Raw genomic sequence first — 26,025 nt, 5'->3', positions numbered from 1 at the left:
CGTGGCCGTCGTGATCTGCTGACCCGGCGACAAAAAGATAGCCCGACAAACGCGCTGACCGAAATACCCATAAAATCGTGGCATCACCATGCAAACCCGCTAGGCTCGGCAAATGAACAGCGAACTCCCATACCAAGGTGGATCGGTGCAGTGGCACCTTGGTCCCGTTATCGATGCATTGCGCACCTCGCGCGAGTCGACCCACAATATCCGGCATCAGGGCCGCGTGCGCGAGCTGCCGTCGCGCGATGTGCTGCGCCAGATCGTCGATGGCCTGTCAGCCGCGCTGTTTCCCACGCATTACGGGCGGCCCGACCTGAACGATGAGAGCATCGACTACTACGTCGCCGATACGCTCAACGTGGCGCTCGATCGCCTGGTCGAGCAAGTGCGGCGTGCGCTGCGCTTTTCGCCGGCGGCGCCGTCCGAATTGACCGGTGCGGACGCCCAGCGTGAAGACCTCGTGCTGGCCGAGCGCGCCCGTGCGATCACGCGCGAGTTCGCGGCCCGCCTGCCGGCCTTGCGCGCATTGCTGGTGTCGGACGTGCAGGCCGCGCTCGCGGGTGACCCGGCCGCCACGTCGGTGGCAGAGATCATGCTGTGCTATCCCGGCACCATCGCCATCCTGTACCACCGCATCGCGCATTGCCTGACGCGCCTGGGCGTGCCGTTCCTGGCGCGCGTGGTGGCCGATATCGGCCACTCGCTCACCGGTATCGACATCCACCCCGGCGCGCAGATCGGCGGCAGCTTCTTCATCGACCACGGCACCGGTGTCGTGATCGGCGAAACCGCGATCCTCGGCGAGCGCGTGCGGCTGTACCAAGCGGTCACGCTGGGCGCCAAGCGCTTCCCGGTCGACGACAGCGGCGCCCTCGTCAAAGGCATTGCACGGCATCCGATCGTCGAGGACGACGTCGTCATCTATGCCGGCGCCACCATCCTGGGCCGGATCACCATCGGCGCCGGGTCGACCATCGGCGGTAATGTCTGGCTCACGCAGAGCGTCCCGCCGGGCAGCAATGTGTCGCAGGCGCAGATGCGCAATACCTGAGCCTCAAGGATGACGATTCTGCTGGTACCCGGCTACATGGCCGATGACACGCTATGGGCCGATCTGCGCGCGCCGCTCTCGCCATTCGGCCCGCTCGTGCATGCCGACCTGCGTCACGACGCATCGCTCGAAGCAATGGCGGCACGCGTGTTGCGCGATGCGCCGCCGTCGTTCATCCTCGTCGGCTTTTCGATGGGTGGCTACGTCACGCGCGAGATCGTGCGCCAGGCGCCCTCACGGGTGGAAGCGCTGGCCCTGATCGCCAGCTCGACCCGGCCCGATACCGATGCGGTCAGGCAGGGCAAGCGCGCGGTGGCGCGCTCGGCGCCGTCGGTGTCGTTCGCGGGCCTGAGCCGCACGGCGATTGCTACATCGCTGCATCCTGAAAATGCGGGCGATGACGCGTTAATCGAACGTGTACGCCAGATGGGTGTGCGGCTGGGCGCGGAGGCGTTTCGCAACCAGTCAATGGTCGAGCGGCCGGGCGACCTGCATCTGCTGGAGCAGATCCGGTGCCCGACGCTGATCGTCGCGGCTCAGTACGACCGCTTGCGCAGCCTGGAAGAATCGCAGGAACTGCATGCGGGGATTGCCGGGTCCACGTTTGCCATCATCGAGGACAGCGGCCACATGATCCCGATCGAAGCGCCGCAGGCGCTGGCAGACGTGCTGGTGCCGTGGCTGGAAAGCGTGTCAGCCTTGCGCGCCGGCCGAACGGCTACGTTGCGGCGGGCGTGATTTTCTCGCACCAGCCGTGCAGGCCGCGGATCGCGTCTTCCTTATGCTTGGCCTCGATCTCGATCCAGGGCGCTTGCAGGTAAGACGACGGCATCACCGAAATCAGGTCGGAATGCTGGCGGTCGTTGAAACCTTCGCGGCCGTTCGAGATATGCACCAGCTGGTGCGCCGGATCGGGCCAGGTGGCGCGGGCCTTGGCCAGCGTTTCGGCGACGCTCGGGTGGTCGTAGCTGTCGAGCTTTTCATGAACGATGTGGTGGTGGGCGTCGAACACCATCGGCACACCCGCACGCACGCAGACGGCGTGGATTTCGTCGGCGCTGTAGGCGTATTCGTCATTCTCCAGGCACAGGCGGCTGCGGATTGCCTCGGGCAGTTCGGCGATGCGGGCCACCAGCTGGTCTTCGCGGTCGGATTTGCCACCGTGGATCTCCAGCAGCGCCCAGGGCGAACGCGGTTGCTCCAGCAAATCCATGATGTCGGCGTGCATTTGCAGGATCTTGACGCTGTTGGCAACGACGTTCTCCGAGTCCGAACTGAGTACCACAAACTGGTCGGGATGCATCACCAGCCGGATGCCGCGTTCGGTCGCGCGCCGGCCCGATCGGCCCAGGGTGTCCTTGAATTTTTCCAGAACCGCCAGGCCGAACGGCTCGTCGGCGAACGGGAAGATCGACGACGGCATCCGGTACAGCTTGATACCTTCGCGCTCGCAGTAGCGCAGGGCGTTGTCGAGCGTCTGGATATTGTCGCGGTAGATGTCTTCCAGCGCGCGCTGCTGGCCGTCTTCGGACAGGTCGAGCAGGCGCTTGCGCGTGATCGTGCGATACCGCACCTCTTTCGAGACGGTGATGCAGACAAGGCCGAGGTGTGGTTGGGTGGCGATCAGGGTCATGGTGCAGGCAAGTCTAGCCGAAGCAGCGTTGACGAAGAGCGCGCCTGGGGTTGGAACCAGGGTCGAAAGCGGGGCAGGGCGCGTTTTTGTCACCTTACCGCGGCGTGCCGAACACCTGGGTCCAGTAGATGATGCCAGCCTGCCGGTCGGCCGTGACGCCATAGGCCGCGCCCATTTCGGTGAAGTCCGCTTGCATGATGTTGGCGCAGTGCCCCGGGCTGTCGATCCAGCCGTCGACCGCTTCCTGTGGCGAGTGCTGGCCGAAGGCGATGTTTTCGCCCAACCGGTGCCAGCGATATCCGGCGCGCGTGGCGCGATCGGCCGGGTCGCTGCCGTCCTGTGCGTAGTGGTTGAAGTAGCGGCGGGTGGCCATGTCTTGGCTGTGGGCCAGCGCGGCCTCGCCCAGCACCGCGTTCCACTGCAAGGGCGGCGCCGGCGCAAATGCGCGGTCGCCGCACATGCGTGCGCTGGCGCGTGCAAGATTGACCGCTTCGAGGATGGCGCGGCCGGCATCGCGCCAGTCCGGGTAGGTAGTCGATGGCAAGGGCGGCGCCGGGCGAGCCAGCACGACGGTCCAGGTTGCGCCTTCGCGGTAGCTGCCCACGGCCGAGAATTGTTCGCTGCGCAGCACCTTGCAGTACTTCTGCTGCAGCACGCGCATGGCGGCCACGGCATCTTCCGGACCGGTAACGTCGACGGAATCCGCGTTATCGGCAGCGTAGCCGGCCTGCGCCAGCGCTGATTCGATGAAGGTCCCGAAGCCGATCCGGATCTGCGCCAAAGCCGGCTCGGCGACCAGCGCGGTCACCGGCGCGACGGGTGCGCCATCGCAGTCAGCCGGGTTGGCGCGGTAGGCATTGATCAGTGCTGCCAGTGGATCGGCAGCAAGGGGCTGGGCCCAGGCTGGCGCGATCGATGTCAGCAGGCCGAGCCCGAAGAGGGCAGCACGCATGACTGATCGCTTCACCAGATGGTCACTGCCCGGATTGCGGCGCCACCGTATGCGGGGTGAGCACGAGTTTCGAGGTGTCCAGGCCTTGGGCCTTCAGGCGTGCCAGCAAGGCGTTGTATTCGGCCGGGGCGACCTGGGGCGTGCGCGACAGGATCCACAGGTATTCGCGCTTGGGTTCGCTCACGGCGGAGAGCTGGTACTTGTTGTCCAGATCGATCACCCAGTAATCGCCCCATACCATCGGGATGAAGGACAGGATGGCCGGTGCAAAGCGCACCTCGAGCTTGGGCGACGTGGCCGCGCCCGGCTGGCGCGCGACGCCTTCGGCGGTATCGACCTTGCCGTCGGCTGTGCGGCAGCGGTTGATCACCTTGACCCGGCCGTCCTTGTCGAGGTTATAGGTAGCGCTGGTGTCGCCCACGCATTTCTTCTGGAACTCGTTCGGGAACTTGGCGATTTCGTACCAGACGCCCATATAGCGGGGCACCGCGAGCGATTCGATCGGCTGCAATGGCTTGGCAGCGTCAGCAGCCAATGCCGACCCGGCGCAGAGGCCAGACAGGGCGAGCGTGGCGCACGCGGCAAGGAACGATGGCTTGGCAAACATGGGAACCTCTTGTGATCTTCAAGGTTCACAGAATAATGACAAAACCGCCATGATGTCGCATGGTTTACAGCGCCACGCTATTACACCTTGCGCACGAACTCCGTCTTCAGGCTCATGGCGCCGAAGCCATCGATCTTGCAATCGATATCGTGGTCAGCGTCGACGAGGCGGATGTTCTTGACCTTGGTGCCCTGCTTGATCACGCCGCCCGAGCCCTTAGGCTTGAGGTCCTTGATCACGGTGACGGTGTCGCCGTCCTGCAGGATGTTGCCCGACGCATCTTTGTAGACACGCGCGGTCTCGGCGGTAGCCGCACCCGCGATCGGCCACTCGTGCGCGCATTCCGGGCAGACATACTGGCCGGCGCCGTCGTCATAGGTATAGGCCGATTGGCAGAGAGGGCAGGGCGGAAGGGTATGCATGAGTGGCCTTGGAATGCAAAAACGCCACTCGGTGGTGGCGTTTTTTGCGTGTTGCTGAATTCTTGGTGGCCCGGGGCGGAATCGAACCACCGACACAAGGATTTTCAATCCTCTGCTCTACCAACTGAGCTACCAGGCCAAGAGAGGCACGATTATAGCCAGCGTTTTTCAGTTGCGCAAGTGCTCTTGCGCGCGCGATCGCGCAAACGTGGTCTGCAGGTGGCTGCCCAGCGCATCCGCCTGTCCCGCTCACCTGCGCGGGTGCGAGTCCGCCGCCCGGCCCCCGGCACCGGCATATCGCTATAATGTCCCCATGACCACGCCCTCGACTTCTACCATCCGGACCGACGTCTGCATCGTCGGCAATGGCGCCATCGCCAAGACGGCAGCCCTCGGCTTCGCCCAGGCCGGCCACAGCGTGACGCTGCTGGCGCCGCCGGCCCGGCAAGCGCCCGCTGCGGCCACTGCACCGGCCGTCGAGCGACCGTGGGACGTGCGCGTGTATGCGCTCAACCACACGGCGCACGACCTGCTGGCGTCACTGAAGGTATGGGACGCCCTCGACATGGCGCGCATCGCGCCGGTCGATGAGATGGACGTGCATGGTGACGGCGCCGATGGCGGCAGCCTGGGCTTTGATGCCTTCGGCGCACGGGTCGGCACGCTCGCATGGATCGTCGAAGACCAGAACTTGAACGGCGCGCTCGATGCCGCGCTCCGCTTCGCGCACAATGTGCAGCGCGTGGAGGGGCGCGCCTGCGAACTGACCTGCAGCGACAGCGGCGCCGCCGTGCGCCTCGAAGACGGCCGCCGTGTCGAGTGCGCGCTGCTGGTCGGCGCGGACGGGCGCGAATCGTGGGTGCGCGGGCAGTGCGATATCGGCGTCGACTACCGCATGTATCACCAGAGCGCCATCGTCACCAACTTCGCCTGCGACAAGCCGCACCACGGCGTCGCGCACCAGTGGTTCACCGGCTCGGACGGGATCATCGCGCTGCTGCCGCTGCCGGGCAACCGCGTCTCGCTCGTATGGTCGGCGCCGGAAACGCTGGCCGCCACACTGATGGAAGAGTCGCTGGGCGAGCTGGCGATCCGGCTGGGCGCGTACGCCGACGACATCCTGGGCACGCTGCGCCCGTTGCAGCCGGACGCCGTGGCTGCACTGCCGCTGGCGCTGGTCAAGCCGCATGCGATGGTGGCGCCGCACGTGGCGCTGGTGGGCGACGCGGCGCACGCCGTGCATCCGCTGGCCGGCCATGGCATGAACCTGGGGTTTGGCGACATCGTCGACTTGCTTGCGATCGTGCGTGACCGCGAAGAGCGGCGCGCCATCGGCGACGAGCGGGTGCTGGCGCGCTATGCCCGCAAGCGCAAGGAAGAGGTGCTGCTGATGCAACTGGCCACCGATGGACTCGAACGCCTGTTCGGCGCGAACCTGGAACCGCTGCGCGTGGTCCGGAATATCGGCCTGAACCTGCTCAATAACATGCCGGCACTGAAGCGGCGCCTGATGGCCCATGCCATGGGCAAGTCATCAATCTAAGGAATTACAAGCATGCTTAAAATGAAGCTCGCCGTCCTGCTGGCGACTGGCCTTCTCGCCTCGTGCGTCGATGCGCAGACCAATGTCGAATCGACCATCAAGAAGGCGCTCGAGCCAAGCTTGAGCGGCGCGAAGATCGAGTCGGTCAAGGAAACCCCCTATTCGGGCCTGTACGAAGTGCGCGTCGCGGGCGACATCCTGTACACCGACAAGAAGGGCGAGTACCTCGTCATCGGCCAGATCTACGACGTGAAAAGCTCGCGCAACCTGACGCGCGAACGCATCGATGACGTCAACAAGATCAAGTTCTCCGACCTGCCGCTCGAGATGGCGCTCAAGCAGGTCAAGGGCAACGGCAAGCGCGTGATCGCGGTGTTCGAGGATCCGAACTGCGGCTACTGCAAGCGCCTGCGCCAGACCACGCTCAAGGAGATCGACAACGTCACGATCTACACCTTCATGTACAACATCCTGTCCGAGGATTCGTTCGTGAAGTCGAAGAACGTCTGGTGCGCGTCCGACCGCAACAAGGCCTGGGACGACTGGATGCTCGCCGGTAAAGTGCCACCGACCGCACCGGCTGCGTGCGAAACGCCGAACGACAAGATCGTCGCGCTGGGCCAGAAGCTGCGCATCACGGGCACGCCGGCGATCTTCTTTGCGGACGGCTCGCGCATCCCGGGCGCGATCGACCTCAAGGCGCTCGAAGGCAAGTTCGATTCGCTCGAAGGCAAGGGCGGGAAGTAACCGGCGTGCCGCCGCGCGAGGGCAGCACGCTCACCGGCATCCTGCTGGCCGCAGGGCGCGGCCGGCGTTTCGATCCGGCCGGCGTGCAGAACAAGCTGCTTCAGCGTTTGCCGGGCGGCGACTTCGTCGTCGTGGCCAGCGCGCGCAGGTTGCTGGCGGTGCTGCCGCACGTGGTGGCGGTGGTGCCACCACACGATGGCGGCGTGGCCGATGCGCTGCGCGCGCTTGGCTGCACCGTCACCGTGTGCGCGGATGCCGACAGCGGCATGGGGCTGTCGCTGGCGCATGCGATCCGCCATGCGCCGCTTGAGACGCATGGCGCCAGCGGCTGGCTCGTGGCGCTGGGCGACATGCCGTTCGTGGCCGAAGCGACGCTGCAGGCGCTGGTGCGCGCGATTGGCGACGGTGCCGGGATTGCGGCGCCGCTGTTCGATGGCCGCCGTGGCAATCCGGTTGCGTTTGGCGCCATCCATCACGCCGCCTTGCTGGCGCTGGACGGCGACCAGGGCGCGCGGCGCCTGCTCGCGAGCAGCCCGGTGACCACGATCGCCGTGCCGGATCCTGGCATCCTGCGCGACATCGATACACAAGGCGATCTGCCAGCCTGAATCCGCTTACACTATTGTCCATACGGCGCGACCCGAGACCAACCCCAGATCATGAAAAAGCCATCGCAAAAAAAACAGAGCGCAATTTTCTACACCATCGTCCCGCGGGACCTGGCCGGTCACCTGTTCAACGTCACGCTGACGGTGGCCAATCCCGATCCTGACGGGCAGATCTTCGCGCTGCCGGCCTGGATCCCGGGCAGCTACATGATCCGCGAGTTCGCGCGCAATATCGTGCGCATCCGCGCCGAGCAGGCCGGGGCCGCGGTGGCACTGACAAAACTCGACAAGCACACGTGGCGCGCAGCACCAGGCGCCGGCCCGCTAACGCTGCATTACGAGGTGTATGCGTGGGACCTGTCGGTGCGCGCTGCGCACCTGGACCAGACCCACGGCTTCTTCAACGGCACCAGCGTGTTCCTGCGCGTGGTGGGGCAGGAAGCGACGGCGCACCAGGTCGACATCCAGCGGCCGGCCGATGCGGCTGCCCGCACCTGGCGCGTGGCGACCTCGATGAAAGAAGCGGGCGCCAAGCGCTATGGCTTCGGCACCTATGGCGCGGCCAACTACGATGAGCTGATCGACCACCCGGTCGAAATGGGCGATTTCGAACTGGCCACGTTCGAGGCGCACGGCATCCCGCACGACATCGTCATCACGGGCCGCGTGCCCAACCTGGATATGGCGCGCCTCCAGGCCGACCTGAAAGCCATCTGCGAAACCCAGATCGCGTTTTTCGAACCACTGACCAAACGCGCGCCGCTGGAGCGCTACGTGTTCATGACGATGGCCGTGGGCGACGGTTACGGTGGCCTGGAACACCGCGCCTCGACCGCGCTGATCTGCGCGCGCGCCGACCTGCCCACCACGGCAAACCAGAAACCCGGCGAGCCGGGCGAAGGCTATCTGCAGTTTTTGGGCTTGTGCAGCCACGAGTACTTCCACACCTGGAACGTCAAGCGCATCAAGCCGGCCGTGTTCGCGCCATACGACCTGCAGGTCGAGAACTACACGCCGCTCCTGTGGCTGTTCGAGGGTTTCACTAGCTACTACGACGACCTGATGCTGGTGCGCGCCGGGATCATCGGAGAAACGACGTATTTCAAATTGCAGGCCAAGACCATGTGCGGCGTGCTGCGCGGCAGCGGGCGCCTGAAGCAGAGCGTGGCTGAGTCGAGCTTCGACGCCTGGAGCAAGTACTACCGCCAGGACGAGAATTCGCCCAACGCGATCATCAGCTACTACACCAAAGGTTCGCTGATCGCGCTGGCGTTCGACCTGACGATCCGCGCCAAGACAGGCGGGGCCAAGTCGCTCGACGACGTGATGCTGGCGCTGTGGGACCGCTACGGCCGCGACTTTTATCCGAGCGTCGGGCGCGGCGTGACCGAGCACGAAGTCGAAGCGCTGTTTGATGAAGTCAGCGGCCTGAAACTCAGGAACCTGTTCGAGCGCTACGTGCGCGGTGTGGAGGACCTGCCGCTGGCCAAGCTGTACGCGCCGTTCGGCGTCAAGCTGGTCGACGAACGCAAGACCGGCAAGGCCTCGTTTGACGCCGGCATCGGGCGCGATCCGCTGGGCGCCAAGCTCACGCAGGTGCACGAAGGCGGCGCCGCGCATTTGGCCGGCCTGTCGGCGCTCGACGTGGTCATTGCGATCGACGGGCTGCGCGTGAACGGCAATCCGTCGAATGTCGATGCGCTGCTGGCGCGCTACCGCGTCGGCGACCGGATACCGGTGCACGCGTTCCGGCGCGACGAACTGATGGCGTTCGACGTTACGCTGCAGGGCGACCGCGTGCCGGTCATCACGCTGTCGCAGGCAGCGGCAGGGCGCAAGCCGGCAGCGCTCAAGCGGCCGAGCGCCGTCTAGCCCGTCTAGCCATACCGGGCGGCGGGCACGACCCGCCGCCCGCATCGGATCGCAGCGCAGCATGCTATCGTTGTGGCTTGTTCAACACGACCGCAAGAGCCCATGCCGATCCTGACCCGCATCGCCGCCGCAGCCTGTGCGCCGCTCCTGGCACTGTCCGCAACCTCCGCCCTGGCCCAACCGGCCGCGCCGCTCAAGAACGATGTCGTCACGCGCGTGGACGCCATGTATCCGTGGCTCGACACGATCTACAAGGACCTGCATGCGCATCCCGAGATCGCGTTCCAGGAAGTGCGTACCGCCGGCAAGCTGGCCGCCGAGATGCGCAAACTCGGCTTCACCGTCATCGAGAAGGTCGGCAAGACCGGCATCGTCGCGGTGCTCAAGAACGGCGCCGGCCCCACGGTCCTGGTGCGCACCGACATGGATGGCCTGCCGATGGAAGAAAAAACCGGCTTGCCGTACGCCAGCCGCGCCCGCGCCACCAGCGAAGGCCGCGACAGCTTCGTGACCCACAGCTGCGGTCACGATATCCACATGACCAGCTGGCTCGCCACCGCGCGCACGCTGGTTGAACTGAAAGGGCAGTGGAAGGGCACGCTCGTGTTCATCGGCCAGCCGGCCGAAGAAATCGTTTCCGGCGCCAAGGCCATGCTGGACGACGGCCTGTTCAAGCGCTTCCCGAAACCCGACTACGCGTTCGCGCTGCATTCGTGGCCACTGGCGTATGGCACGATCGGCTACAACGACGGCCCGGTGTCGTCCAATTCCGACTCGCTCGAGATCACCTTCAAGGGCCGTGGCGGCCATGGTTCGGCGCCCGACAAGACCGTCGATCCGATCGCGATTGCGGCGCGCTTTGTCGTCGACGTGCAGACGGTCGTCAGCCGCGAGAAGGACCCGAAGGAATTCGGCGTTGTCACCATCGGTTCGATCCAGGGCGGCACGGTGGGCAACATCATCCCCGACAGCGTCCAGGTGCGCGGCACTATTCGCTCATACAGCCCGCAGGTACGGGCCAAGCTGCTCGAGGGCGTGCGCCGCGTGGCGGAAGGATCGGCCGCAATGGCGGGCGCACCGAAGCCCGAGATGCTGATCGGCGGCGGTGGCCAGGCGATCGTCAACAGCACGGAGCTGGTCAACAAGACCGAAGTGGTATTCAAGGAAGCGTTCGGCGCGGACAAGGCCCATCGCATGCCGGCCATGACGGCCAGCGAAGACTTTTCGCTGTACGCCAACGAAGGCGTGCCATCGATGTTCTTCTTTACCGGCGTGTATGACCCGAAGGATGTCGCCGCAGCCGAACAAGCAGGCGGCAAGCCGATCGCGTTCAACCATTCGCCGTTCTACGCGCCGGTGCCGGAGCCATCGATCAAGACGAGCGCCCAGGCGATGACGCTGGCGGTGCTGAACATGCTGGGTAAATAGAGAGCAACAACGCGCGGCCCTTCACGGGCCGCGCTGCTGTTACGGCGAGGCCTTGATGCAATCGGCGCAGCGGCCGTACAGCGTGAGTTCGTGGCGCTCGACGCTGAAGCCTTTCGGGGCCATGTGGTCGATGTCGCCCGGGCAGGCGTGCACGTCGAACACGCGCTGGCAGTTGGTGCACTGGAAGTGGTGATGATGGTGCTCGGCCACGCTGGTCGATTCGTAGCGGGCGCCGTCGCCCGGCAATGTGACGACCTTCAGCGCGCCGTCGTCCACCAGCGACTTGAGGTTGCGGTAGATCGTGGCCATGCCGATCTGGCTGACGGCCTGGCTGGCTTCGGCCAGGATCTCTTGTGGCGACAGTGGACGGCGCGCATGCTCGATCGCGTGCAGGATGGCTGATTTTTGGCGTGTATTGCGTTGCATAGCCGAAGAATACCTGAAAGCGCGACCCTTCGGCCAGAAGGGGGTTGAATCCTTATTGATAATGGCCTATCATCTCGACGTTAATGATAATGGCTTATCACTAGACGCGACTGCGCCCGGTGACCTGCCGCCTGCCGTTCATCTCATCACCAAGGATTTCACCATGTCGCATTTCACCTGCAAGCGCACGCCACTGACCCTGGCGCTGATGCTGGCCTTCGGCGCGCCGCTGGCCGTCCATGCCCAGACGACGACGGGCCGCATGGCGGCCGATCCGGACAGCGTACCGACCGTGGTGGTGTCGGCCAGCGCCCTGGGCGTGGTGCACGACGACATGATCACGCCGGTCACCTCGCTCGGCGGCGCCGAACTGGTGCGTGCGCGCGAATCGACGCTGGGCGAAACGCTGGCCCACCAGCCGGGGATCACGTCGAGCCACTTCGGCGCCGGCGCGAGCCGCCCGGTGATCCGCGGCATGGATGGCCCGCGCGTGAAAATCCTGTCGGACGGCGCCGAGATCCAGGATGCCTCGACCATCAGCCCCGATCACGCTGTCGCATTCGAACCCGTGCTGGCCGAGCGCATCGAAGTGCTGCGCGGCCCGTCCGCGCTGGCCTACGGAGGCGGCGCAGTGGGCGGCGTCGTCAACATCATCGACCGCAAGATCCCGACGGCGATGCCGGAAAATGGCCTGGAAGGCAGCGCGGAAATCCGCGCCAACTCGGCCGCGCGCGAAAAGACGGGCGCTTTTGAATTCACCACGGCCGCCGGCAGCAACGTCGCGCTGCACCTGGAAGGCGTCAAGCGCGATGCGGGCGACTACCGCGTCGGCAAGGACTGGGTCGATGGCCGCCGCGTGCTGGGCAGCTACAAGGAAGGCGAGACCGGCACGGTCGGCCTGTCGTGGATCGGCAAGAATGGCTACCTTGGCGCGGCCTTCACGAAAGAGCGCACCGAATACGGCATCCCGGGCCACAACCACGAATTCGAAGGCTGCCATCCGCATGGCGTCCAGCTGCATTGCGGCGGTCATGAAGAAGAAGAGGGGCACGACCACGACGAAGAAGGGCACGAGCATGAGCACGAGCACAGCGACGTCCCGGTCGTGAAACTCGACAGCAAGCGCTGGGACGTGCGCGGCGAGTACCGCAATCCAATGGCCGGCATCGAGCGTGTACGCATGCGCGCCTCGTTCACCGAGTACGTCCACGATGAGCTGGAAGAGAACGTGGTCTCGACCTCGTTCCGCAACAAGGGCATTGATGCCCGCCTCGAAGCGGTGCACGCGCCGATTGCCGGTGTGCGCGGCGTGTTCGGCCTGCAGACCACGCGCCGCGATTTCTCGGCGCTGGGCGAAGAAGCGTACGTGCCGCCGACCCTCACCAAAAAGCATGCGGCGTTCCTGACCGAGGAATACAAGCTGCAGGACTGGCGCTTCGAGGCCGGCCTGCGCCACGAGTGGCAGGACATCGAGGTCGATGCACCTGGCCTGGCCAACACCGATGCGCGCGGCACGTCGGCATCGGTCGGCGCGGTGTGGAAGCTCACGCCAGGCTATTCGCTGGGCACGTCGCTCTCGCGTAGCCACCGCCTGCCGACCGCCGAAGAACTGTACGCGGACGGCGCCCACCTGGCCACGTCCACCTACGAGATCGGCAACCAGAACCTGGACAAGGAAACCTCGAACAACGTCGACCTCACGCTGCGCAAGTTTGACGGCGACACGACGTTCTCGGTGAGCGCGTTCCGCAACAAGGTCGACAACTACATCTATGCGCGCACGCTGGACAGCCAGGACGGCTTCCAGCTGGTGCAGTACACGCAGCGTGACGCGCTGTTCACCGGCGTGGAAGGCGAAATCCGCCAGAAGCTGTCGTCCAGCCTGAGCGCAACCGTGTTCGGCGACTACGTGCGCGCCCGTTTCGATGGTGGTGACGGCAGCCGCAACCTGCCGCGCATTCCAGCCAGCCGCATCGGCGTGAAGTTCGACGGCGACTGGAACGGCTGGCACGGCATGGTCGAGCTGTACCGCGTCGGCAAGCAGGACAAGCTGGCCGAGTACGAGACCGAAACGGGTGGCTACAACATGCTCAATGTGGGCACCCATTACTCGACCCGCATCGGCGGCGTGCCGACGCAGTTCTATGCGCGCCTGAACAACCTGACCGACGAACTGGCGTTCAGCCACACGTCGTTCATCAAGAATGCGGCGCCCCTTACCGGCCGCAATATCACGGCAGGGATTCGCGTGATGTTCTGACGCTGATTGCAGACTCTCTAGCGGCGCACGGCAGATTCTGTCGTGCGCCGTTTGTCTTTTGGGGCCTGATATCGCATGCACGATTCGTCATGTGCGTTGAATCACTAACGATAATGGGTTATCATTAGATTCTAATGATGATTGGAACAGGGCTATGAATCACCCAGGCAAGAACGCTCTGACCAAAACTGCACTGATCAAATTCGGCGATATCGCCGGCATGACGGCATCCGTCCTGTGCCTGCTGCATTGCCTGGCAATGCCGCTCGTGATCCTGGCGTTTCCGATGCTGGGGCTCGCCCACGCGCACGACACCTTCCACGACACGTTGATCGCAGCGATCACGCTGCCGGTGCTGCTGGCGCTGGTGCCTGGCTATCTGCGGCACCGTGACAAGACAACGCTGCTGATCGGCTGCGCTGGCCTGGCGCTGTTCCTGGCGGCCGTGTTCATCGTCAGCCCGCTGCTGGGCGAGCACGCCGAAGCGGCTGTCGCTGTCCTCAGCGGTTTCATGCTGCTGTACGCGCACCTGCGCAACCGCCGGTTCTGCAAGCGCTGCACGACGCGTACGCAGCATGACGGCTGCCATGCGGCGCCTGCGCCGTGCAATGTGCGTTAAGCGCTTATCGTTTAGTTGAACGCGTGGACGGGGGACCCGTCCACCCTACGCGAACAGCTCGTAGGGTGGGCGGCTGTGCCGCCCACGCGTTTGATTGAGCCTGATTCGTGGCGCACCAAATTTCGTTGAACCCGTCCACCCAACAATTTTTTACGCGAACAGACGCGCCAGCTCTTGGCCAGGGTTTTCAGCGCGCATGAAGGCTTCGCCAACGAGGAAGGCATGCACGTTGGCGTCGCGCATGCGCTGCACATCCTGCGGTCCGAGGATGCCCGATTCGGTAACCACCAGGCGCTCTGGCGGAATCGCTTGCAGCAGGCCGAGCGTGGTGTCGAGCGTGACATCGAACGTGCGCAGGTTGCGGTTGTTGATGCCCACCAGCGGGGTACGCAATTGCAGGGCCGCGTCGAGTTCTGCGCCGTCGTGCACTTCGACCAGCACGTCCATTCCCAGCTCCAGCGCGCATGCTTCCAGTTCGGCCATCAGGCCGTGGTCCAGCGCCGCCACGATCAGAAGGATCGCATCGGCGCCCATCGCGCGCGCTTCATAGACCTGGTACAGGTCGACCATGAAATCCTTGCGCAGGATCGGCAGCGTACACGCGACGCGCGCCTGGCGCAGATACTCGCTCGAACCCTGGAAGAAATTCACGTCGGTCAGCACCGACAGGCATGCTGCGCCATGTTCGGCGTAGCTCTGCGCAATCGCGGCCGGCTGGAAGTCGGCGCGCAGCACGCCCTTCGATGGCGAGGCTTTCTTGACTTCGGCGATCACGCCGGCCTGGCCCGCGGCGATTTTCGCGCGCAAGGCTTGCTCGAAGCCGCGCAGGCTGCGGCGCGCGTCGCCATCGCTTTCCACTTCGTGGCGCAGGCTGTACAAATCGCGGTGCTTGCGTGCGGCGGCCACTTCGTCGGCCTTTACGGCCAGGATCTTGTCGAGGATGTCGGACATGCTGGTGCTTTCGGTATCAGTTGGCCGCGCCGAGCTGGCGCGTGACCTGGACGAACTGTTCGAGCTTGGCGACTGCCGCGCCCGAGGCGATGGCGGCGCGCGCCTGCTCCAGGCCTGCGCCGATCGAGTCGGCCACGCCGGCGGCGTACAGTGCGGTGCCGGCGTTGAGCGCGACGATGTCGTGCGCCGGGCCAGGCTCGCCGCGCAGGGCTTCGAGCACGCGCGCCTTGGATTCTTCAGCGTTGGCCACCTTCAGGTTGCGGCTCGAGACCATTTGCAGGCCGAAGTCTTCCGGGTGGATTTCGTATTCGCGGATCTCGCCGTTGACCAGTTCACCGACGATGGTGCCGGCGCCCAGCGAGACTTCGTCCATATTGTCGCGGCCCCAGACCACGACCGCATGCTGGGCGCCGAGGCGCTGCAGCACGCGCACCTGGATGCCGACCAGGTCGGGGTGGAACACGCCCATCAGGATGTTCGGCGCGCCGGCCGGATTGGTCAGCGGGCCCAGGATGTTGAAGATGCTGCGCACGCCCAGCTCGCGCCGCACGGGCGCCACGTGCTTCATCGCCGCGTGGTGGTTCGGTGCGAACATGAAGCCAATGCCGGTCTGCGCGATCGATTGCGCGATCTGCTCGGGCGTCAGGTCGATGTGGGCGCCGAAGGCTTCGATCAGGTCGGCGCTGCCGGACGATGACGAGACGCTGCGCCCGCCATGCTTGGCCACACGCGCACCGGCAGCGGCGGCGACGAACATCGCCGCGCTCGAGATATTGAAGGTGTTAGCGCCGTCGCCGCCGGTGCCGACGATGTCGAGCAGGCCGGTGGTGTCGGCCATCGGCACCTTGGTCGAGAACTCGCGCATCACTTGCGCGGCGGCGGTGATTTCGCCGATGGTTTCTTTTTTCACGCGCAGGCCGACGGTCAGCGCCGCAACCATGGTCGGCGACACATCGCCCGACATGATCTGGCGGAAAAGCGACAGCATTTCGTCGTGGAAGATTTCGCGGTGTTCGATACAGCGCAGCAGCGCTTCTTGTGGGGTGATCGCCATGGCGGGGTCCAGTATGGTGTCAGTATTCGCTCGTACGTCGTTCCCGCGCAGGCGGGAACCCAAGTTTGTTGCGTGTCCGGGGTGCTGATGACGGACAGGCTGCGGTGCTGACTTGGATTCCCGCCTTCGCGGGAATGACGTGCATCAGCGCGTCAGGAAGTTCTTCAGCAGCGCGTGGCCGTGCTCGGACAGGATCGACTCGGGGTGGAACTGCACGCCCTCGATGTCGAACGTCTTGTGGCGCACGCCCATGATCTCGCCGTCGTCGGTCCATGCGGTCACTTCGAGGCAGGCCGGCAGCGACGCGCGCTCGATCGCCAGCGAGTGGTAGCGGATCACCGTGTAAGGGCTCGGCAGGTCCTGGAACACGCCTTCGCCGATGTGCGCGATGGTCGACGTTTTACCGTGCATGACCTGCTTGGCGCGAATGACCTTGCCGCCGAATGCTTCGCCGATGGCCTGGTGGCCGAGGCATACGCCCAGAATTGGCAGCTTGCCGCCGAATTCGCGCAGCACGTCGAGCGAGATGCCGGCATCCTTCGGCGCCTTCGGGCCCGGCGAGATGCAGATGCGGTCGGGCTTCATGGCCGCGATCTCTTCGAGCGTTATCTCGTCGTTGCGCACGGTGCGTACGTCTTCACCCAGTTCGCCGAAATACTGCACGATGTTGTAGGTGAACGAGTCGTAGTTGTCGATCATGAGCAGCATGTCAGAACTCTCCATCCAGGCCATCTTGCACTTGCTCGGCCGCGCGCAGCACGGCGCGCGCCTTGTGTTCGGTCTCTTGCCATTCCATCTCGGGGATCGAATCGGCGACGATGCCGGCGGCGGCCTGCACGTACAGGTTGCCGTCCTTGATCACGCCGGTGCGGATCGCGATCGCCACGTCCATCTCGCCGCCAAAGCTCAGGTAGCCGCAGGCGCCGCCGTAGATGCCGCGCTTCACGGGCTCCAGCTCGTCGATTACTTCCATCGCCCGCACCTTCGGCGCGCCGGTCAGGGTGCCGGCCGGGAAGGTCGCGCGCAGCACGTCCAGGTTCGACATGCCGTCTTTCAGCTTGCCCTCGACGTTCGAAACGATGTGCTGCACGTGCGAGTATTTTTCGATGACCATGCGGTCGGTGACCTTGACGCTGCCGGTATCGGCGATGCGGCCGATGTCGTTGCGCGCCAGGTCGATCAGCATCACGTGTTCGGCCACTTCCTTTGGATCGGCCAGCAGTTCGGCCGCCAGTGCGGCGTCGCGTTCCGGCGTCGCGCCGCGCCCGCGCGTGCCGGCGATCGGGCGCAGCGTGACCTTGCGGCCGCCTTCAGGCAGCGTCTCGTTGCGCACCAAAATCTCGGGCGACGAGCCGACGATCTGCATGTCGCCGAAGTTGTAGTAGTACATGTACGGCGACGGGTTCAGCGAACGCAGCGAGCGATACAGCGACAGTGGCGAATCGACATACGGCTTGCGGATGCGCTGGCCGATCTGCACCTGCATCAGGTCACCGGCCATCACGTATTCGTGGGCTTTGGCGACGGCCTTCAGGTAATCCTCTTTGCTGAAGTCGCGCACCGATTCGGTTCGCACCGAGGCCGACGTCACCGGCGCATCGACGCTCCGGCGCAGCATCATGCGCAGGTCTTTCAGGCGCTGACGCCCGCGCGAATATGCTTCGGGCTGGCCCGGGTCGGCGTACACGATCAGGTACAGCTTGCCCGACAGGTTGTCGATCACCGCCAGTTCTTCGGTCACCATCAGCTGGATGTCGGGCAGGCCCAGCTCATCGCGCGGGGTGCTCGCGGCCAGCTTGTGCTCGATGTGGCGCACCGTGTCGTAGCCGAAGTAGCCGGCCAGGCCACCGCAGAAGCGCGGCAGGCCAGGGCGCAGCGCGACCTTGAAGCGCGCCTGATACGCTTCGATGAAGTCGAGCGGATTGCCTTCGTGCGACTCGATCACTTCGCCGTTCTTGACGATCTCGGTCAGGTTGCCGGTCGTGCGCAGCAGCGTGTGCGCCGGCAGGCCGATGAACGAGTAGCGGCCAAAGCGTTCACCGCCCACCACCGATTCGAGCAGGAAGGTGTTCTTGCCGGTGTTCTGCGATTGCGCCAGCTTGAGGTACAGCGTGAGCGGGGTTTCGAGGTCGGCGAAGGCTTCCGCGATCAGGGGGATGCGGTTGTAGCCCTGGTTTGCCAGGGACTTGAATTCGAGTTCGGTCATGTTTTCTCCAGACCGCCACGGGGAAGAGGGCGGTGGTGTGCTTCAAAAAACCCGCCGGTGGCGTGCAGTCGCACGCACACCCGGCAGCAATCGGTACGGCTTAGTCAGCCCAGGATTGCCAGCGTCGCCAGACCCAGGCCTCAGGGGCGCCGGTTTGGTTGACAGTGAGTTTTTTGGTGAAAAACATGGTGAGAAAAGTTAGTTGGTTAAGCTGGCCGTTGCATTGTGCGCGCCGATGCGGCGTGCTGCATCCAGCAGCGAATCCACTATACCATCGGATTGAATTTCTTGTACAGGACGCCCGTGGTTGTAGCCGTACGGGACCGTGAGTACGAAACAGCCGGCGGCGCGGGCGCTTTCGGCGTCGTTCGACGAGTCGCCAATCGCCACCACCTGCGCTGGCGGGATGTCCAGCGCCGCGCAGGCGCCCAGCATCGGCATGGCGTCCGGCTTCTTCTTGGCGAACGAGTCGCCGCCGAACACGTGCTCGAAATACGGCGCGAGGCCTTTCTGGGCCAGCAGAGGCAGTGCGAATGCAATTGGCTTGTTGGTCACGCAGACCAGGCGCAGGCCCAGCGCCTGCATTGCGGCCAGACCATCGAGCACGCCGTCATACAGCGTGCTGCGATCGCCATTGATGGCCAGGTAATGCCGCTGGTAGCCGGCCATCGCATCGGTATAGGCCGCGTCGACCCGCGCCGCATCCCAGTCGAGCAGCAGCGCGTCGCGCACCAGTTTTTCGGAGCCCTTGCCGACCAGCGGCTTGATGATGGCCTGGCTGATGGGCGCCAGGCCAAGGTCATGGCGCATGCCGTTCAGCGCCGCCTCGAAGTCGGGCACCGTGTCGAGCATGGTGCCATCGAGGTCGATGATGACGGCCCGGATACCTGCTGAGCCGGCCCGCATCAGCGCGCGACCGTGGCCAGTTCGGCGCGCATGGCGTCGATCACGGCTTTGTAGTCAGGCTTGCCGAAGATGGCCGAGCCGGCCACGAACGTGTCGGCGCCGGCAGCTGCTGCGGCGGCGATGTTCTCGGCCTTGATGCCGCCGTCGACTTCGAGCAGGATGTCGCGGCCCGATTCGTCGATCAGGCGGCGCGCGATGGCGATTTTCTTGAGTGCTTCGGGGATGAACGACTGGCCGCCGAAGCCCGGGTTGACCGACATGATCAGAATCATGTCGATCTTGTCCATCACGTGCTCGAGGTAGTGCATCGGCGTGCCCGGATTGAAGACCAGGCCGGCCTTGCAACCGTGATCGCGGATCAGCTGCAGCGTGCGGTCGATGTGCTCTGACGCTTCCGGATGGAAGGTAATGATGTTGGCGCCGGCCTTGGCGAAATCGGGAATGATGCGGTCGACCGGCTTGACCATCAGGTGCACGTCGATCGGCACGTCCACGTGCGGGCGGATCGCCTGGCAGACGAGCGGGCCGATGGTCAGGTTCGGGACGTAATGGTTGTCCATCACGTCGAAGTGGATGATGTCGGCGCCGGCGGCAACGACATTGCGCACTTCTTCACCCAGGCGGGCGAAATCGGCGGACAGGATGCTGGGAGCGATGCGGTAGGTGGTCATGGGGCGACGATGCGTGTTTTGGTGGGAATCCGCTATTCTACGCCGGTCGCGCTGGCGCCTCCAGCGTTGGCGATGCCATGGCGCGTCGGCGCTTGGCGGCCACAGGCGGTATGATTGTTATTTGCGCCACATGGCGCGCCGGCCCCTGCGAATGGCGCAGCGGCCGAGTCCACGATCACGCAAGGAACCTCGATGCCCGCCTACGATTTCGCTGTCACCGTCAGAACGCAATACCTGGCGGAGCAGTCCGACCCGGACCGGAGCCAGTTCGTGTTCAGCTACACGATCACGATCAAGAACACCGGCAGCATTCCTGCCCAGCTCATTTCCCGTCATTGGGTGATTCTCGACGCCAATAACCAGATGCAGGAAGTCAAAGGGCTGGGCGTGGTCGGTCACCAGCCGTTGCTGGCGCCGGGCGAGCAGTTCGAGTACACGAGCGGCACGCACCTGGGCACCGCGCAGGGCTCGATGCGCGGCGAATACTTCTGCGTGGCCGAGGATGGCCATCGCTTCGAGGCGACCATTCCCGAATTCGTGCTGTCGCCGCCGCGCTCCCTGCACTGAGCCTACGGGGCGGGGGTGTCGTCGCCGTCGTCCCGGTCGCTGTCTTTGCGGCCGGCGAACATGGTCCACCAGACGATGAACACGAACAGGAACAGCGCGACGCCGGCTTCCACCATCAAGATCCACATATCGGTTCCCATGGTTCCCATGTATACAATACGCCGCAGTGTACCCGTCCTGATCGCGCTCGTCAGCCTGCTGAGCGCCTGTTCGACCGAACCAAAGCCCACGGCGCCCTCCGCGCCGCCGCCGGTCACGATGCCGCCGCCGGTCGGCCCGGTGGTGGTGCCGCCGCCGGTTCAGCCGCCAGCACCGACCGCGCCGACAGCGCCGCTCACGCCTGCCACCTTTGCCGCGCTGCCGGGCTGGCAGCAGGACGACGTGCGTCAGGCCTGGCCGGCCTTCCTCCAATCGTGCAGCGTACTGGCGTCGCGCCAGGCGCCGTGGAAAGCCCCGTGCGCGGCGGCCGGCGCGGTCGACGCCAAAGACGTCGTTGCCGTGCGCCGTTTTTTCGAGACGTATTTCGTGCCGAACCAGTTGCGTAATCCTGATGGCGCCGACACCGGATTGATCACCGGCTATTACGAGGCGATGCTGTATGGCGCGCGCAAGCGGGGCGGGGCGTTCCAGACGCCGCTGTACCGTGTACCGGACGATCTGGTGACGGTCGACCTGGGCAGCATCTATCCCGATCTGCAGAACCGGCGCCTGCGGGGCCGGCTGTCCGGCAAGACCGTGATCCCGTATCAGAGCCGCGCCGACATCGACCGCGCGCCATTGAGCGGCAAGGAGTTGCTGTGGGTGAGCGATCCGGTGGATGCGTTCTTTCTCGAAGTGCAGGGATCGGGCCGCATCAAGCTCGATACCGGCGAAACGGTGCGCTTGGGCTATGCCGACCAGAACGGTCATCCCTACAAAGCCATCGGGCGCTGGTTCGTGGAGCAGGGGATCATGACGCCGGACCAGGTATCGGCCCAGTCGATCCGGGCCTGGATTGCGGCCAATCCGTCGCGGCGCCAGGAACTGTTGAATGTGAACCCGAGCTATATCTTCTTCACGGAGACCAAAGTTTCTGACCCGGGCGTCGGGCCGCGTGGCGCGCTCAATGTGCCGCTGACGCCGGGCCGCTCGATTGCCATCGACCGCACCATCCTGCCGTTGGGGGCGCCAGTGTGGCTGTCCACGACTCTGCCGAAGGATGGCGCACCATTGCAGCGGCTGGTGATGGGGCAGGATGTGGGCGGTGCGATTCGCGGCGCGGTGCGGGCCGATTTCTTCTTCGGCTTCGGGCCGGAAGCGACGGAAAATGCCGGACTCATGAAGCAAAGTGGGACGATGTGGGTGTTGTTGCCGAAGTGAACCTTCGTTGCATTAATGAGAGAATCGGGCTACTCTGACTTTTGATTCAATTTCCACGTTGCAATTTTCCGCTGTGATTGATGCGCGGTGACGTGGTGGTGCTTTCATTTTTGACAGGTTCTATTCATGCGTCTGCATTCCCTTCTTGCCATTACCCTTGCCGCTGCGATTGCCGCGCCCAGCCAGGCCGCCGCGCCTGGTCCTTCCGATACCGTACTGTCGGTGGGCAGCATCGTGCTGCTGGTGCCGTTCAGTGTGGTTTATCTGAGCGCGAAAACAGTGTCAGAAGGCTCGCAGGCTGCAATCGACGTTTCCAAGCGCTGGAGCGTCGTGACGGTCCGGCCCGAGGGCGACAAGACTGCGCTCGAACTGCACAGCAACGACCAGCAGTTGAAGATCGATATGGCGATCCAGACCCGGATCGCGCAGAACGAGGCAATCAAGGCTGGCGATCGCATTGATATCGAAGCAATCGGCAAGGCTGGCTATGCCGTCAAGAAAGGCAAGGCGACGATTGCCCTGCTGGCCGAACCAGGCACCGGCATGGCCCACTCGCGCCCGCGCAGCTAGGATGCGCCGCGCCGTTGCTGCGGCCGCACTGGCGTTGGCGGTGCCGACGGCCTTCGCCGGCACCCCCTGCGAGGAGCAGGTCGCCTCTCCAGAGCTATTGGTCCGAAGCATGCAAATGGCCGATCTCACGCGCACGGCGCTGGAAGGCATCGGCGACGATGTCGTGCTGATCGCGCGCGTGGGGCAGGATCTGTCGGCCTACCGGCTGACCTATTCGCACGCGGCATTTGCCGTACGCACACATCCGGCTGGCGCCTGGTCGGTGGTGCACAAGCTCAACACGTGCGGCACGGCGACGTCGGCACTGTACGACGAAGGGTTGATCAATTTCTTCTCTGACGCGCCAGTGCGTTATCAGGCCGGGATCTGGCGCTTGGCGCCTGCCGTGCAAGCCCGGCTCAAGAATGCGCTGCTTGGCAACAAGGCGCGCGACTACCACGAGCCGCACTACAGCTTGGCTGCCTATCCGTTCAGCACGCGCTATCAGAATTCGAACGGCTGGGTGCTGGAAATGCTGGCCTACGCCATCGCACCCGAGGGCGCGGCAACGACCCGCGCCACGGCGCAGACCTGGCTGGCGTCGACCGGTTACCAGCCAACCGAGCTGGCGTTGGGCACGATGACGCGCCTGAGCGCGCGGATCTCGAAGGCGAATATTGCGTTTGACGACCATCCGTCCAGCTTGCGCTGGAAGGGCAGGATCCAGACCGTGTCGGTGGAGTCGATCGTGACTTGGCTGCGAACATTGCCCAATGGTTGCCAGGCCATGGGCTGTCCCGAACTACCAATCGTGCTGCCGCCGGCAGGACCGTAATGGGCGGCGTCGCATGCATGTCGGCCGATCGGGGCGCTCTACTTGACGTGCACGGAAAGCGCTACAATCGCGACGATACTATCCAACCAGATGAGGGTGTCCCATGGAATATGCTGACCTGTTGATCGAGAACCACGGCAAGGTCGCCGTGGTACGGCTGAACCGTCCGAAGGCGATGAATGCGCTCAACGACAATATGATGAATGAGCTGGGCCATGCGCTGCGCGCGTTCGACCAGGATCTGGCCATCAACGTCATCGTGTTGACGGGTAGCGAGAAAGCCTTCGCTGCCGGCGCCGACATCGCCGCCATGGCACAGTACGATTACCAGGAAACCTACGGCAATAACTATATTGGCCGCAACTGGGAACACATCCTCGACATCCGTAAGCCGGTCATCGGCGTGGTTTCGGGCTATTGCCTGGGTGGTGGTTGTGAGCTGGCGATGATGTGCGACTTTTTGATCGCCGCCGATAGCGCGAAGTTCGGGCAGCCCGAGATCAAGGTTGGCGTGACACCGGGCGCCGGCGGCACCCAGCGTTTGCCGCGCGCCATTTCCAAGTCGAAAGCAATGGACATGCTGCTCACCACGCGCATGATCGACGCCGCCGAGGCAGAGCGGACCGGGCTGGTCTCGCGCGTGTACCCGGCGGCCGAGGTGATGGACGAGGCGATCAAGATCGCCCAGGGCATTGCCGAGATGCCCGTATCGGTTGCCATGCAGATCAAGGATTGCGTCAACCAGGCCTATGAGATGACGCTGAGCCAGGGCGTGGCCTACGAACGCCGCTACTTCCATGCCGGTTTCGGCACCCCTGCGCAGAAAGAAGGCATGTCGGCATTCCTTGAAAAACGCAAACCTGACTTCGAAGGACATTGAACCATGAAGAAGCGCGCCAAATTATGGCTGCTCTTGCCAACGGCGCTGCTTGCAGGCGCATTGACGCTGTCGAGTTGCTCAACGCTGCCACCGCTTGAGGGGCGCGTTGCCAGTACCGCCTTGACTGATACGGACAATACCCGGCTCGGCCAGGCGCTGTTGCCACTGACCACGGCGCATCCCGGCCTGGTCGGCATTCACAGCCTGCCCGATGGGCGTGACGCGTTCGCCGCGCGCGCCGTGCTGGCGCAGGCGGCCGATCGCAGCCTGGACGTTCAATACTATATCTGGCGCAACGACACGACCGGCATGCTGATGTTCAACGCCTTGCGCAAGGCGGCGGACCGTGGCGTGCGGGTGCGCCTGCTGCTGGACGACAATAACACGGGTGGCCTGGACGCGATCTTGGCCCAGCTCGACGCCCATCCACAGATCGAAGTGCGGCTGTTTAATCCGAACGGTATTCGCTCGATGCGTCCGCTCGGCATGGTCGCCGATTTCTGGCGCATGAACCGGCGCATGCACAATAAATCGTTCACCGCCGACAACAAGGCCACGATCATCGGCGGCCGCAATGTGGGCGACGAGTATTTCGGCGCAGCGGGCGATATTTCGTTTGCCGACCTCGACGTGATCGCTACCGGTCCGGTGGTGAAAGAAGTTTCCGCGGATTTCGACCTGTATTGGAATTGTCCGTCGGCGTATCCGCTGGCGCTGATGGTCAAGGATGCGAAGGCGCCGCCGCCGGCCACGGTCGATGCCGAGACCAAAGAATATCTGGATGCGATCGGACAATCGGCATTCTTGAACAAAGTCATGAGCGGGACGCTGCCGCTGGAATGGGCGCATGCGCGTTTCCTGAGCGACGATCCGGCCAAGGTGCTGAACCAGTCGTCGCCGGATGAGAATATTGCAGCCAGACTCGCGGTGTTGTTCGGTCAGCCCGAGCGCAATCTGGATCTGGTTTCGCCGTACTTCGTGCCGGGCAAGGATGGGGCAGCCGCAATGGTCGAGATGGCCAAGAAGGGCGCAAAAATCCGGGTACTTACGAATTCGCTTGAGGCGACTGACGTTTCTGCCGTCCATGCGGGTTATGCAAAGTGGCGCAAACCGTTGCTGGAGGCCGGCGTGGCGCTGTATGAACTGCGCCGTGCGTCGACCGACGAACCATCGCGCAAGAAGAAGCGCAGTGGCCCCGGCTTTGGCAGTTCAGATGCGAGCCTGCATGCCAAGACATTTGGCGTGGACGGTAACCGGATCTTCGTCGGCTCGTTCAACTTCGACCAGCGGTCGATTCACCTGAATACCGAAATGGGGATGGTGATCGACAGCGTCGAGCTGGCCCACCGCCTGAGTACAACGCTGGACGAGACCTTGCCGATGCGTGCCTATGAAGTGTTGCTGGATGAGAAGGGGAATGTCTACTGGCTGGAGGGCCGCGACGGCAAGATCATCCGGCACGATGTCGAGCCTGGAACGACGTGGTGGAAGCGGGCCGTCGTACATGGTCTGGGTTGGCTGCCGATCGACTGGCTCTTGTAGGACAAAATCTTTTCCTTGTAGTCCCTTGCGGACTGCGTGGCAGGTTTGGTATAGTTCGCCTCCGCTTCGGCACTGACCGAAAACGTTAACGTAATCAAGTGGTTACGAGAACAGGTCCCCAGAGAAATCTGAGACGAAGCGAAAAGAAGGGGTTGACGAGATTGTAGGATTGCAGCATAATCTCTCTTCTCTGCTGCAGCGAACAAAACGATTCGCACCATGCGGCAAGGCAGTGCCAGATAAAGTTCTTTAAAAATTAACAGTCGATAAGTGTGGGCGTTTGATGAAGGTGCCAAGAACTTCGGTTCTTGATTACTTAAATTATCAAATGTTC

The 26,025-nt window shown here is 64.2% G+C and carries 27 protein-coding genes and 1 tRNA gene; 15 read left to right on the top strand and 13 right to left on the bottom strand.

Going from position 1 to position 26,025, the window contains the following annotated elements; genetic code table 11:
- Window positions 1-112 precede the first annotated feature (112 nt).
- Entirely contained in the window at window positions 113-1,054 is a 942-nt protein-coding gene (gene epsC, locus HD842_RS09485) for a serine O-acetyltransferase EpsC (protein ID WP_183553807.1), read from the top strand.
- Window positions 1,055-1,063: 9 nt separating this feature from the next.
- The gene (locus HD842_RS09480; RefSeq protein ID WP_183553805.1) at window positions 1,064-1,792 is read left to right on the top strand and encodes an alpha/beta fold hydrolase; all 729 of its coding nucleotides are present in this window, start codon (window positions 1,064-1,066) and stop codon (window positions 1,790-1,792) included.
- Here HD842_RS09480 and uvsE read toward each other — a convergent pair.
- From uvsE to HD842_RS09455, 5 genes are all read right to left on the bottom strand, one after another.
- Window positions 1,773-2,687, bottom strand: a complete 915-nt coding sequence (gene uvsE, locus HD842_RS09475; RefSeq protein WP_183553803.1) for a UV DNA damage repair endonuclease UvsE — start codon at window positions 2,685-2,687, stop codon at window positions 1,773-1,775. The two genes, HD842_RS09480 and uvsE, sit on opposite strands and share 20 nt — an antisense overlap.
- Window positions 2,688-2,781: 94 nt before the next feature.
- The gene (locus HD842_RS09470) at window positions 2,782-3,639 is read right to left on the bottom strand and encodes a CAP domain-containing protein (protein ID WP_183553801.1); all 858 of its coding nucleotides are present in this window, start codon (window positions 3,637-3,639) and stop codon (window positions 2,782-2,784) included.
- A 22-nt stretch (window positions 3,640-3,661) separates the two neighbouring features.
- Window positions 3,662-4,246, bottom strand: a complete 585-nt coding sequence (locus HD842_RS09465; RefSeq protein WP_183553799.1) for a lipocalin family protein — start codon at window positions 4,244-4,246, stop codon at window positions 3,662-3,664.
- 80 nt (window positions 4,247-4,326) lie between these two features.
- Window positions 4,327-4,668, bottom strand: coding sequence for a zinc ribbon domain-containing protein YjdM (locus HD842_RS09460; protein ID WP_183553797.1), 342 nt, complete (start codon window positions 4,666-4,668; stop codon window positions 4,327-4,329).
- Window positions 4,669-4,731: 63 nt separating this feature from the next.
- A tRNA-Phe gene (locus HD842_RS09455) sits at window positions 4,732-4,807 on the bottom strand.
- A 174-nt stretch (window positions 4,808-4,981) separates the two neighbouring features.
- Between HD842_RS09455 and HD842_RS09450 the strand changes: the two genes are divergently transcribed.
- The 5 genes from HD842_RS09450 to HD842_RS09430 all read left to right on the top strand — a co-directional run bounded on the left by HD842_RS09450 (window position 4,982) and on the right by HD842_RS09430 (window position 10,866).
- Window positions 4,982-6,211, top strand: coding sequence for an FAD-dependent monooxygenase (locus tag HD842_RS09450; RefSeq protein ID WP_183553796.1), 1,230 nt, complete (start codon window positions 4,982-4,984; stop codon window positions 6,209-6,211).
- A gap of 12 nt (window positions 6,212-6,223) precedes the next feature.
- On the top strand, window positions 6,224-6,958 hold the full coding sequence (locus HD842_RS09445; RefSeq protein WP_183553795.1) for a DsbC family protein: 735 nt from the start codon (window positions 6,224-6,226) through the stop codon (window positions 6,956-6,958).
- Between the two features lie 5 nt (window positions 6,959-6,963).
- Complete coding sequence (locus HD842_RS09440; protein ID WP_183553794.1) at window positions 6,964-7,566, top strand: nucleotidyltransferase family protein; 603 nt, start codon at window positions 6,964-6,966, stop codon at window positions 7,564-7,566.
- Window positions 7,567-7,617: 51 nt separating this feature from the next.
- The gene (locus HD842_RS09435) at window positions 7,618-9,438 is read left to right on the top strand and encodes a M61 family metallopeptidase (protein ID WP_183553793.1); all 1,821 of its coding nucleotides are present in this window, start codon (window positions 7,618-7,620) and stop codon (window positions 9,436-9,438) included.
- 102 nt (window positions 9,439-9,540) lie between these two features.
- Window positions 9,541-10,866: an amidohydrolase gene (locus HD842_RS09430; RefSeq protein WP_183553792.1), complete on the top strand. Its 1,326-nt coding sequence runs from the start codon at window positions 9,541-9,543 to the stop codon at window positions 10,864-10,866.
- A 39-nt stretch (window positions 10,867-10,905) separates the two neighbouring features.
- On the opposite strand, the gene HD842_RS09425 is transcribed toward HD842_RS09430, so the two are convergent.
- Complete coding sequence (locus HD842_RS09425) at window positions 10,906-11,292, bottom strand: Fur family transcriptional regulator (RefSeq protein ID WP_183553791.1); 387 nt, start codon at window positions 11,290-11,292, stop codon at window positions 10,906-10,908.
- A gap of 163 nt (window positions 11,293-11,455) precedes the next feature.
- Between HD842_RS09425 and HD842_RS09420 the strand changes: the two genes are divergently transcribed.
- Both HD842_RS09420 and HD842_RS09415 read left to right on the top strand, forming a co-directional pair.
- Window positions 11,456-13,552, top strand: a complete 2,097-nt coding sequence (locus HD842_RS09420; protein ID WP_183553790.1) for a TonB-dependent receptor domain-containing protein — start codon at window positions 11,456-11,458, stop codon at window positions 13,550-13,552.
- A gap of 154 nt (window positions 13,553-13,706) precedes the next feature.
- Window positions 13,707-14,171 (top strand): MerC domain-containing protein, encoded by a 465-nt coding sequence (locus HD842_RS09415; protein WP_183553788.1) that lies wholly within the window; start codon window positions 13,707-13,709, stop codon window positions 14,169-14,171.
- A gap of 150 nt (window positions 14,172-14,321) precedes the next feature.
- Here the strand turns inward: HD842_RS09415 and trpC are convergent, their stop codons facing one another.
- The 6 genes from trpC to rpe all read right to left on the bottom strand — a co-directional run bounded on the left by trpC (window position 14,322) and on the right by rpe (window position 19,959).
- Window positions 14,322-15,122: an indole-3-glycerol phosphate synthase TrpC gene (trpC, locus tag HD842_RS09410; protein WP_183553786.1), complete on the bottom strand. Its 801-nt coding sequence runs from the start codon at window positions 15,120-15,122 to the stop codon at window positions 14,322-14,324.
- Window positions 15,123-15,138: 16 nt separating this feature from the next.
- A complete protein-coding gene (trpD, locus tag HD842_RS09405) occupies window positions 15,139-16,176 on the bottom strand; it encodes an anthranilate phosphoribosyltransferase (protein ID WP_183553784.1) in 1,038 nt (345 codons plus the stop codon).
- 144 nt (window positions 16,177-16,320) lie between these two features.
- On the bottom strand, window positions 16,321-16,884 hold the full coding sequence (locus tag HD842_RS09400) for an anthranilate synthase component II (protein ID WP_183553782.1): 564 nt from the start codon (window positions 16,882-16,884) through the stop codon (window positions 16,321-16,323).
- A gap of 1 nt (window position 16,885) precedes the next feature.
- On the bottom strand, window positions 16,886-18,382 hold the full coding sequence (gene trpE, locus HD842_RS09395; RefSeq protein WP_183553780.1) for an anthranilate synthase component I: 1,497 nt from the start codon (window positions 18,380-18,382) through the stop codon (window positions 16,886-16,888).
- Between the two features lie 198 nt (window positions 18,383-18,580).
- Window positions 18,581-19,288 (bottom strand): phosphoglycolate phosphatase, encoded by a 708-nt coding sequence (gene gph, locus HD842_RS09390; protein ID WP_183553778.1) that lies wholly within the window; start codon window positions 19,286-19,288, stop codon window positions 18,581-18,583.
- The gene (gene rpe / locus HD842_RS09385) at window positions 19,288-19,959 is read right to left on the bottom strand and encodes a ribulose-phosphate 3-epimerase (RefSeq protein WP_183553776.1); all 672 of its coding nucleotides are present in this window, start codon (window positions 19,957-19,959) and stop codon (window positions 19,288-19,290) included. Before rpe ends, gph begins: the two co-directional genes overlap by 1 nt.
- Before the next feature lie 192 nt (window positions 19,960-20,151).
- On the opposite strand from rpe, the gene apaG reads away from it, so the two are divergent.
- A complete protein-coding gene (apaG, locus tag HD842_RS09380; protein ID WP_183553774.1) occupies window positions 20,152-20,526 on the top strand; it encodes a Co2+/Mg2+ efflux protein ApaG in 375 nt (124 codons plus the stop codon).
- Between the two features lie 2 nt (window positions 20,527-20,528).
- Here the strand turns inward: apaG and HD842_RS24275 are convergent, their stop codons facing one another.
- The gene (locus HD842_RS24275; RefSeq protein WP_258837389.1) at window positions 20,529-20,654 is read right to left on the bottom strand and encodes a hypothetical protein; all 126 of its coding nucleotides are present in this window, start codon (window positions 20,652-20,654) and stop codon (window positions 20,529-20,531) included.
- Window positions 20,655-20,673: 19 nt separating this feature from the next.
- Here HD842_RS24275 and mltA point away from each other — a divergent pair, with 19 nt between their 5' ends.
- The 5 genes from mltA (at window position 20,674) to HD842_RS09355 (ending at window position 25,691) form a co-directional block, all read left to right on the top strand.
- Window positions 20,674-21,885, top strand: a complete 1,212-nt coding sequence (gene mltA, locus HD842_RS09375) for a murein transglycosylase A (protein ID WP_183553771.1) — start codon at window positions 20,674-20,676, stop codon at window positions 21,883-21,885.
- Window positions 21,886-22,011: 126 nt separating this feature from the next.
- A complete protein-coding gene (locus tag HD842_RS09370; RefSeq protein ID WP_183553769.1) occupies window positions 22,012-22,455 on the top strand; it encodes a hypothetical protein in 444 nt (147 codons plus the stop codon).
- A gap of 115 nt (window positions 22,456-22,570) precedes the next feature.
- Window positions 22,571-23,269 carry a DUF2145 domain-containing protein gene (locus HD842_RS09365; RefSeq protein WP_229424697.1) on the top strand — a complete coding sequence of 233 codons (699 nt, stop codon included), beginning with the start codon at window positions 22,571-22,573 and terminating at the stop codon, window positions 23,267-23,269.
- Between the two features lie 103 nt (window positions 23,270-23,372).
- Window positions 23,373-24,149, top strand: coding sequence for an enoyl-CoA hydratase (locus tag HD842_RS09360; RefSeq protein WP_183553765.1), 777 nt, complete (start codon window positions 23,373-23,375; stop codon window positions 24,147-24,149).
- 3 nt (window positions 24,150-24,152) lie between these two features.
- On the top strand, window positions 24,153-25,691 hold the full coding sequence (locus HD842_RS09355) for a phospholipase D family protein (protein ID WP_183553763.1): 1,539 nt from the start codon (window positions 24,153-24,155) through the stop codon (window positions 25,689-25,691).
- Window positions 25,692-26,025 lie beyond the last annotated feature (334 nt).

It is taken from the genome of Massilia aurea, from assembly GCF_014200505.1.
Taxonomy (GTDB): Bacteria; Pseudomonadota; Gammaproteobacteria; order Burkholderiales; family Burkholderiaceae_D; genus Telluria; species Telluria aurea_B.
The sequence above is the reverse complement of the archived record's forward strand: the minus strand, read 5'-3'. Positions and strand labels throughout refer to the sequence as shown.

Coding starts and splice junctions, on each gene's coding strand:
- epsC (WP_183553807.1), top strand. CDS start 113: ATGAACAGCGAACTCCCATACCAAGGTGGATCGGTGCAGTGGCACCTT.
- HD842_RS09480 (WP_183553805.1), top strand. CDS start 1,064: ATGACGATTCTGCTGGTACCCGGCTACATGGCCGATGACACGCTATGG.
- uvsE (WP_183553803.1), bottom strand. CDS start 2,687: ATGACCCTGATCGCCACCCAACCACACCTCGGCCTTGTCTGCATCACC.
- HD842_RS09470 (WP_183553801.1), bottom strand. CDS start 3,639: ATGCGTGCTGCCCTCTTCGGGCTCGGCCTGCTGACATCGATCGCGCCA.
- HD842_RS09465 (WP_183553799.1), bottom strand. CDS start 4,246: ATGTTTGCCAAGCCATCGTTCCTTGCCGCGTGCGCCACGCTCGCCCTG.
- HD842_RS09460 (WP_183553797.1), bottom strand. CDS start 4,668: ATGCATACCCTTCCGCCCTGCCCTCTCTGCCAATCGGCCTATACCTAT.
- HD842_RS09450 (WP_183553796.1), top strand. CDS start 4,982: ATGACCACGCCCTCGACTTCTACCATCCGGACCGACGTCTGCATCGTC.
- HD842_RS09445 (WP_183553795.1), top strand. CDS start 6,224: ATGCTTAAAATGAAGCTCGCCGTCCTGCTGGCGACTGGCCTTCTCGCC.
- HD842_RS09435 (WP_183553793.1), top strand. CDS start 7,618: ATGAAAAAGCCATCGCAAAAAAAACAGAGCGCAATTTTCTACACCATC.
- HD842_RS09430 (WP_183553792.1), top strand. CDS start 9,541: ATGCCGATCCTGACCCGCATCGCCGCCGCAGCCTGTGCGCCGCTCCTG.
- HD842_RS09425 (WP_183553791.1), bottom strand. CDS start 11,292: ATGCAACGCAATACACGCCAAAAATCAGCCATCCTGCACGCGATCGAG.
- HD842_RS09420 (WP_183553790.1), top strand. CDS start 11,456: ATGTCGCATTTCACCTGCAAGCGCACGCCACTGACCCTGGCGCTGATG.
- HD842_RS09415 (WP_183553788.1), top strand. CDS start 13,707: ATGAATCACCCAGGCAAGAACGCTCTGACCAAAACTGCACTGATCAAA.
- trpC (WP_183553786.1), bottom strand. CDS start 15,122: ATGTCCGACATCCTCGACAAGATCCTGGCCGTAAAGGCCGACGAAGTG.
- trpD (WP_183553784.1), bottom strand. CDS start 16,176: ATGGCGATCACCCCACAAGAAGCGCTGCTGCGCTGTATCGAACACCGC.
- HD842_RS09400 (WP_183553782.1), bottom strand. CDS start 16,884: ATGCTGCTCATGATCGACAACTACGACTCGTTCACCTACAACATCGTG.
- trpE (WP_183553780.1), bottom strand. CDS start 18,382: ATGACCGAACTCGAATTCAAGTCCCTGGCAAACCAGGGCTACAACCGC.
- gph (WP_183553778.1), bottom strand. CDS start 19,288: ATGCGGGCCGGCTCAGCAGGTATCCGGGCCGTCATCATCGACCTCGAT.
- rpe (WP_183553776.1), bottom strand. CDS start 19,959: ATGACCACCTACCGCATCGCTCCCAGCATCCTGTCCGCCGATTTCGCC.
- apaG (WP_183553774.1), top strand. CDS start 20,152: ATGCCCGCCTACGATTTCGCTGTCACCGTCAGAACGCAATACCTGGCG.
- HD842_RS24275 (WP_258837389.1), bottom strand. CDS start 20,654: ATGTGGATCTTGATGGTGGAAGCCGGCGTCGCGCTGTTCCTGTTCGTG.
- mltA (WP_183553771.1), top strand. CDS start 20,674: ATGTATACAATACGCCGCAGTGTACCCGTCCTGATCGCGCTCGTCAGC.
- HD842_RS09370 (WP_183553769.1), top strand. CDS start 22,012: ATGCGTCTGCATTCCCTTCTTGCCATTACCCTTGCCGCTGCGATTGCC.
- HD842_RS09365 (WP_229424697.1), top strand. CDS start 22,571: ATGGCCGATCTCACGCGCACGGCGCTGGAAGGCATCGGCGACGATGTC.
- HD842_RS09360 (WP_183553765.1), top strand. CDS start 23,373: ATGGAATATGCTGACCTGTTGATCGAGAACCACGGCAAGGTCGCCGTG.
- HD842_RS09355 (WP_183553763.1), top strand. CDS start 24,153: ATGAAGAAGCGCGCCAAATTATGGCTGCTCTTGCCAACGGCGCTGCTT.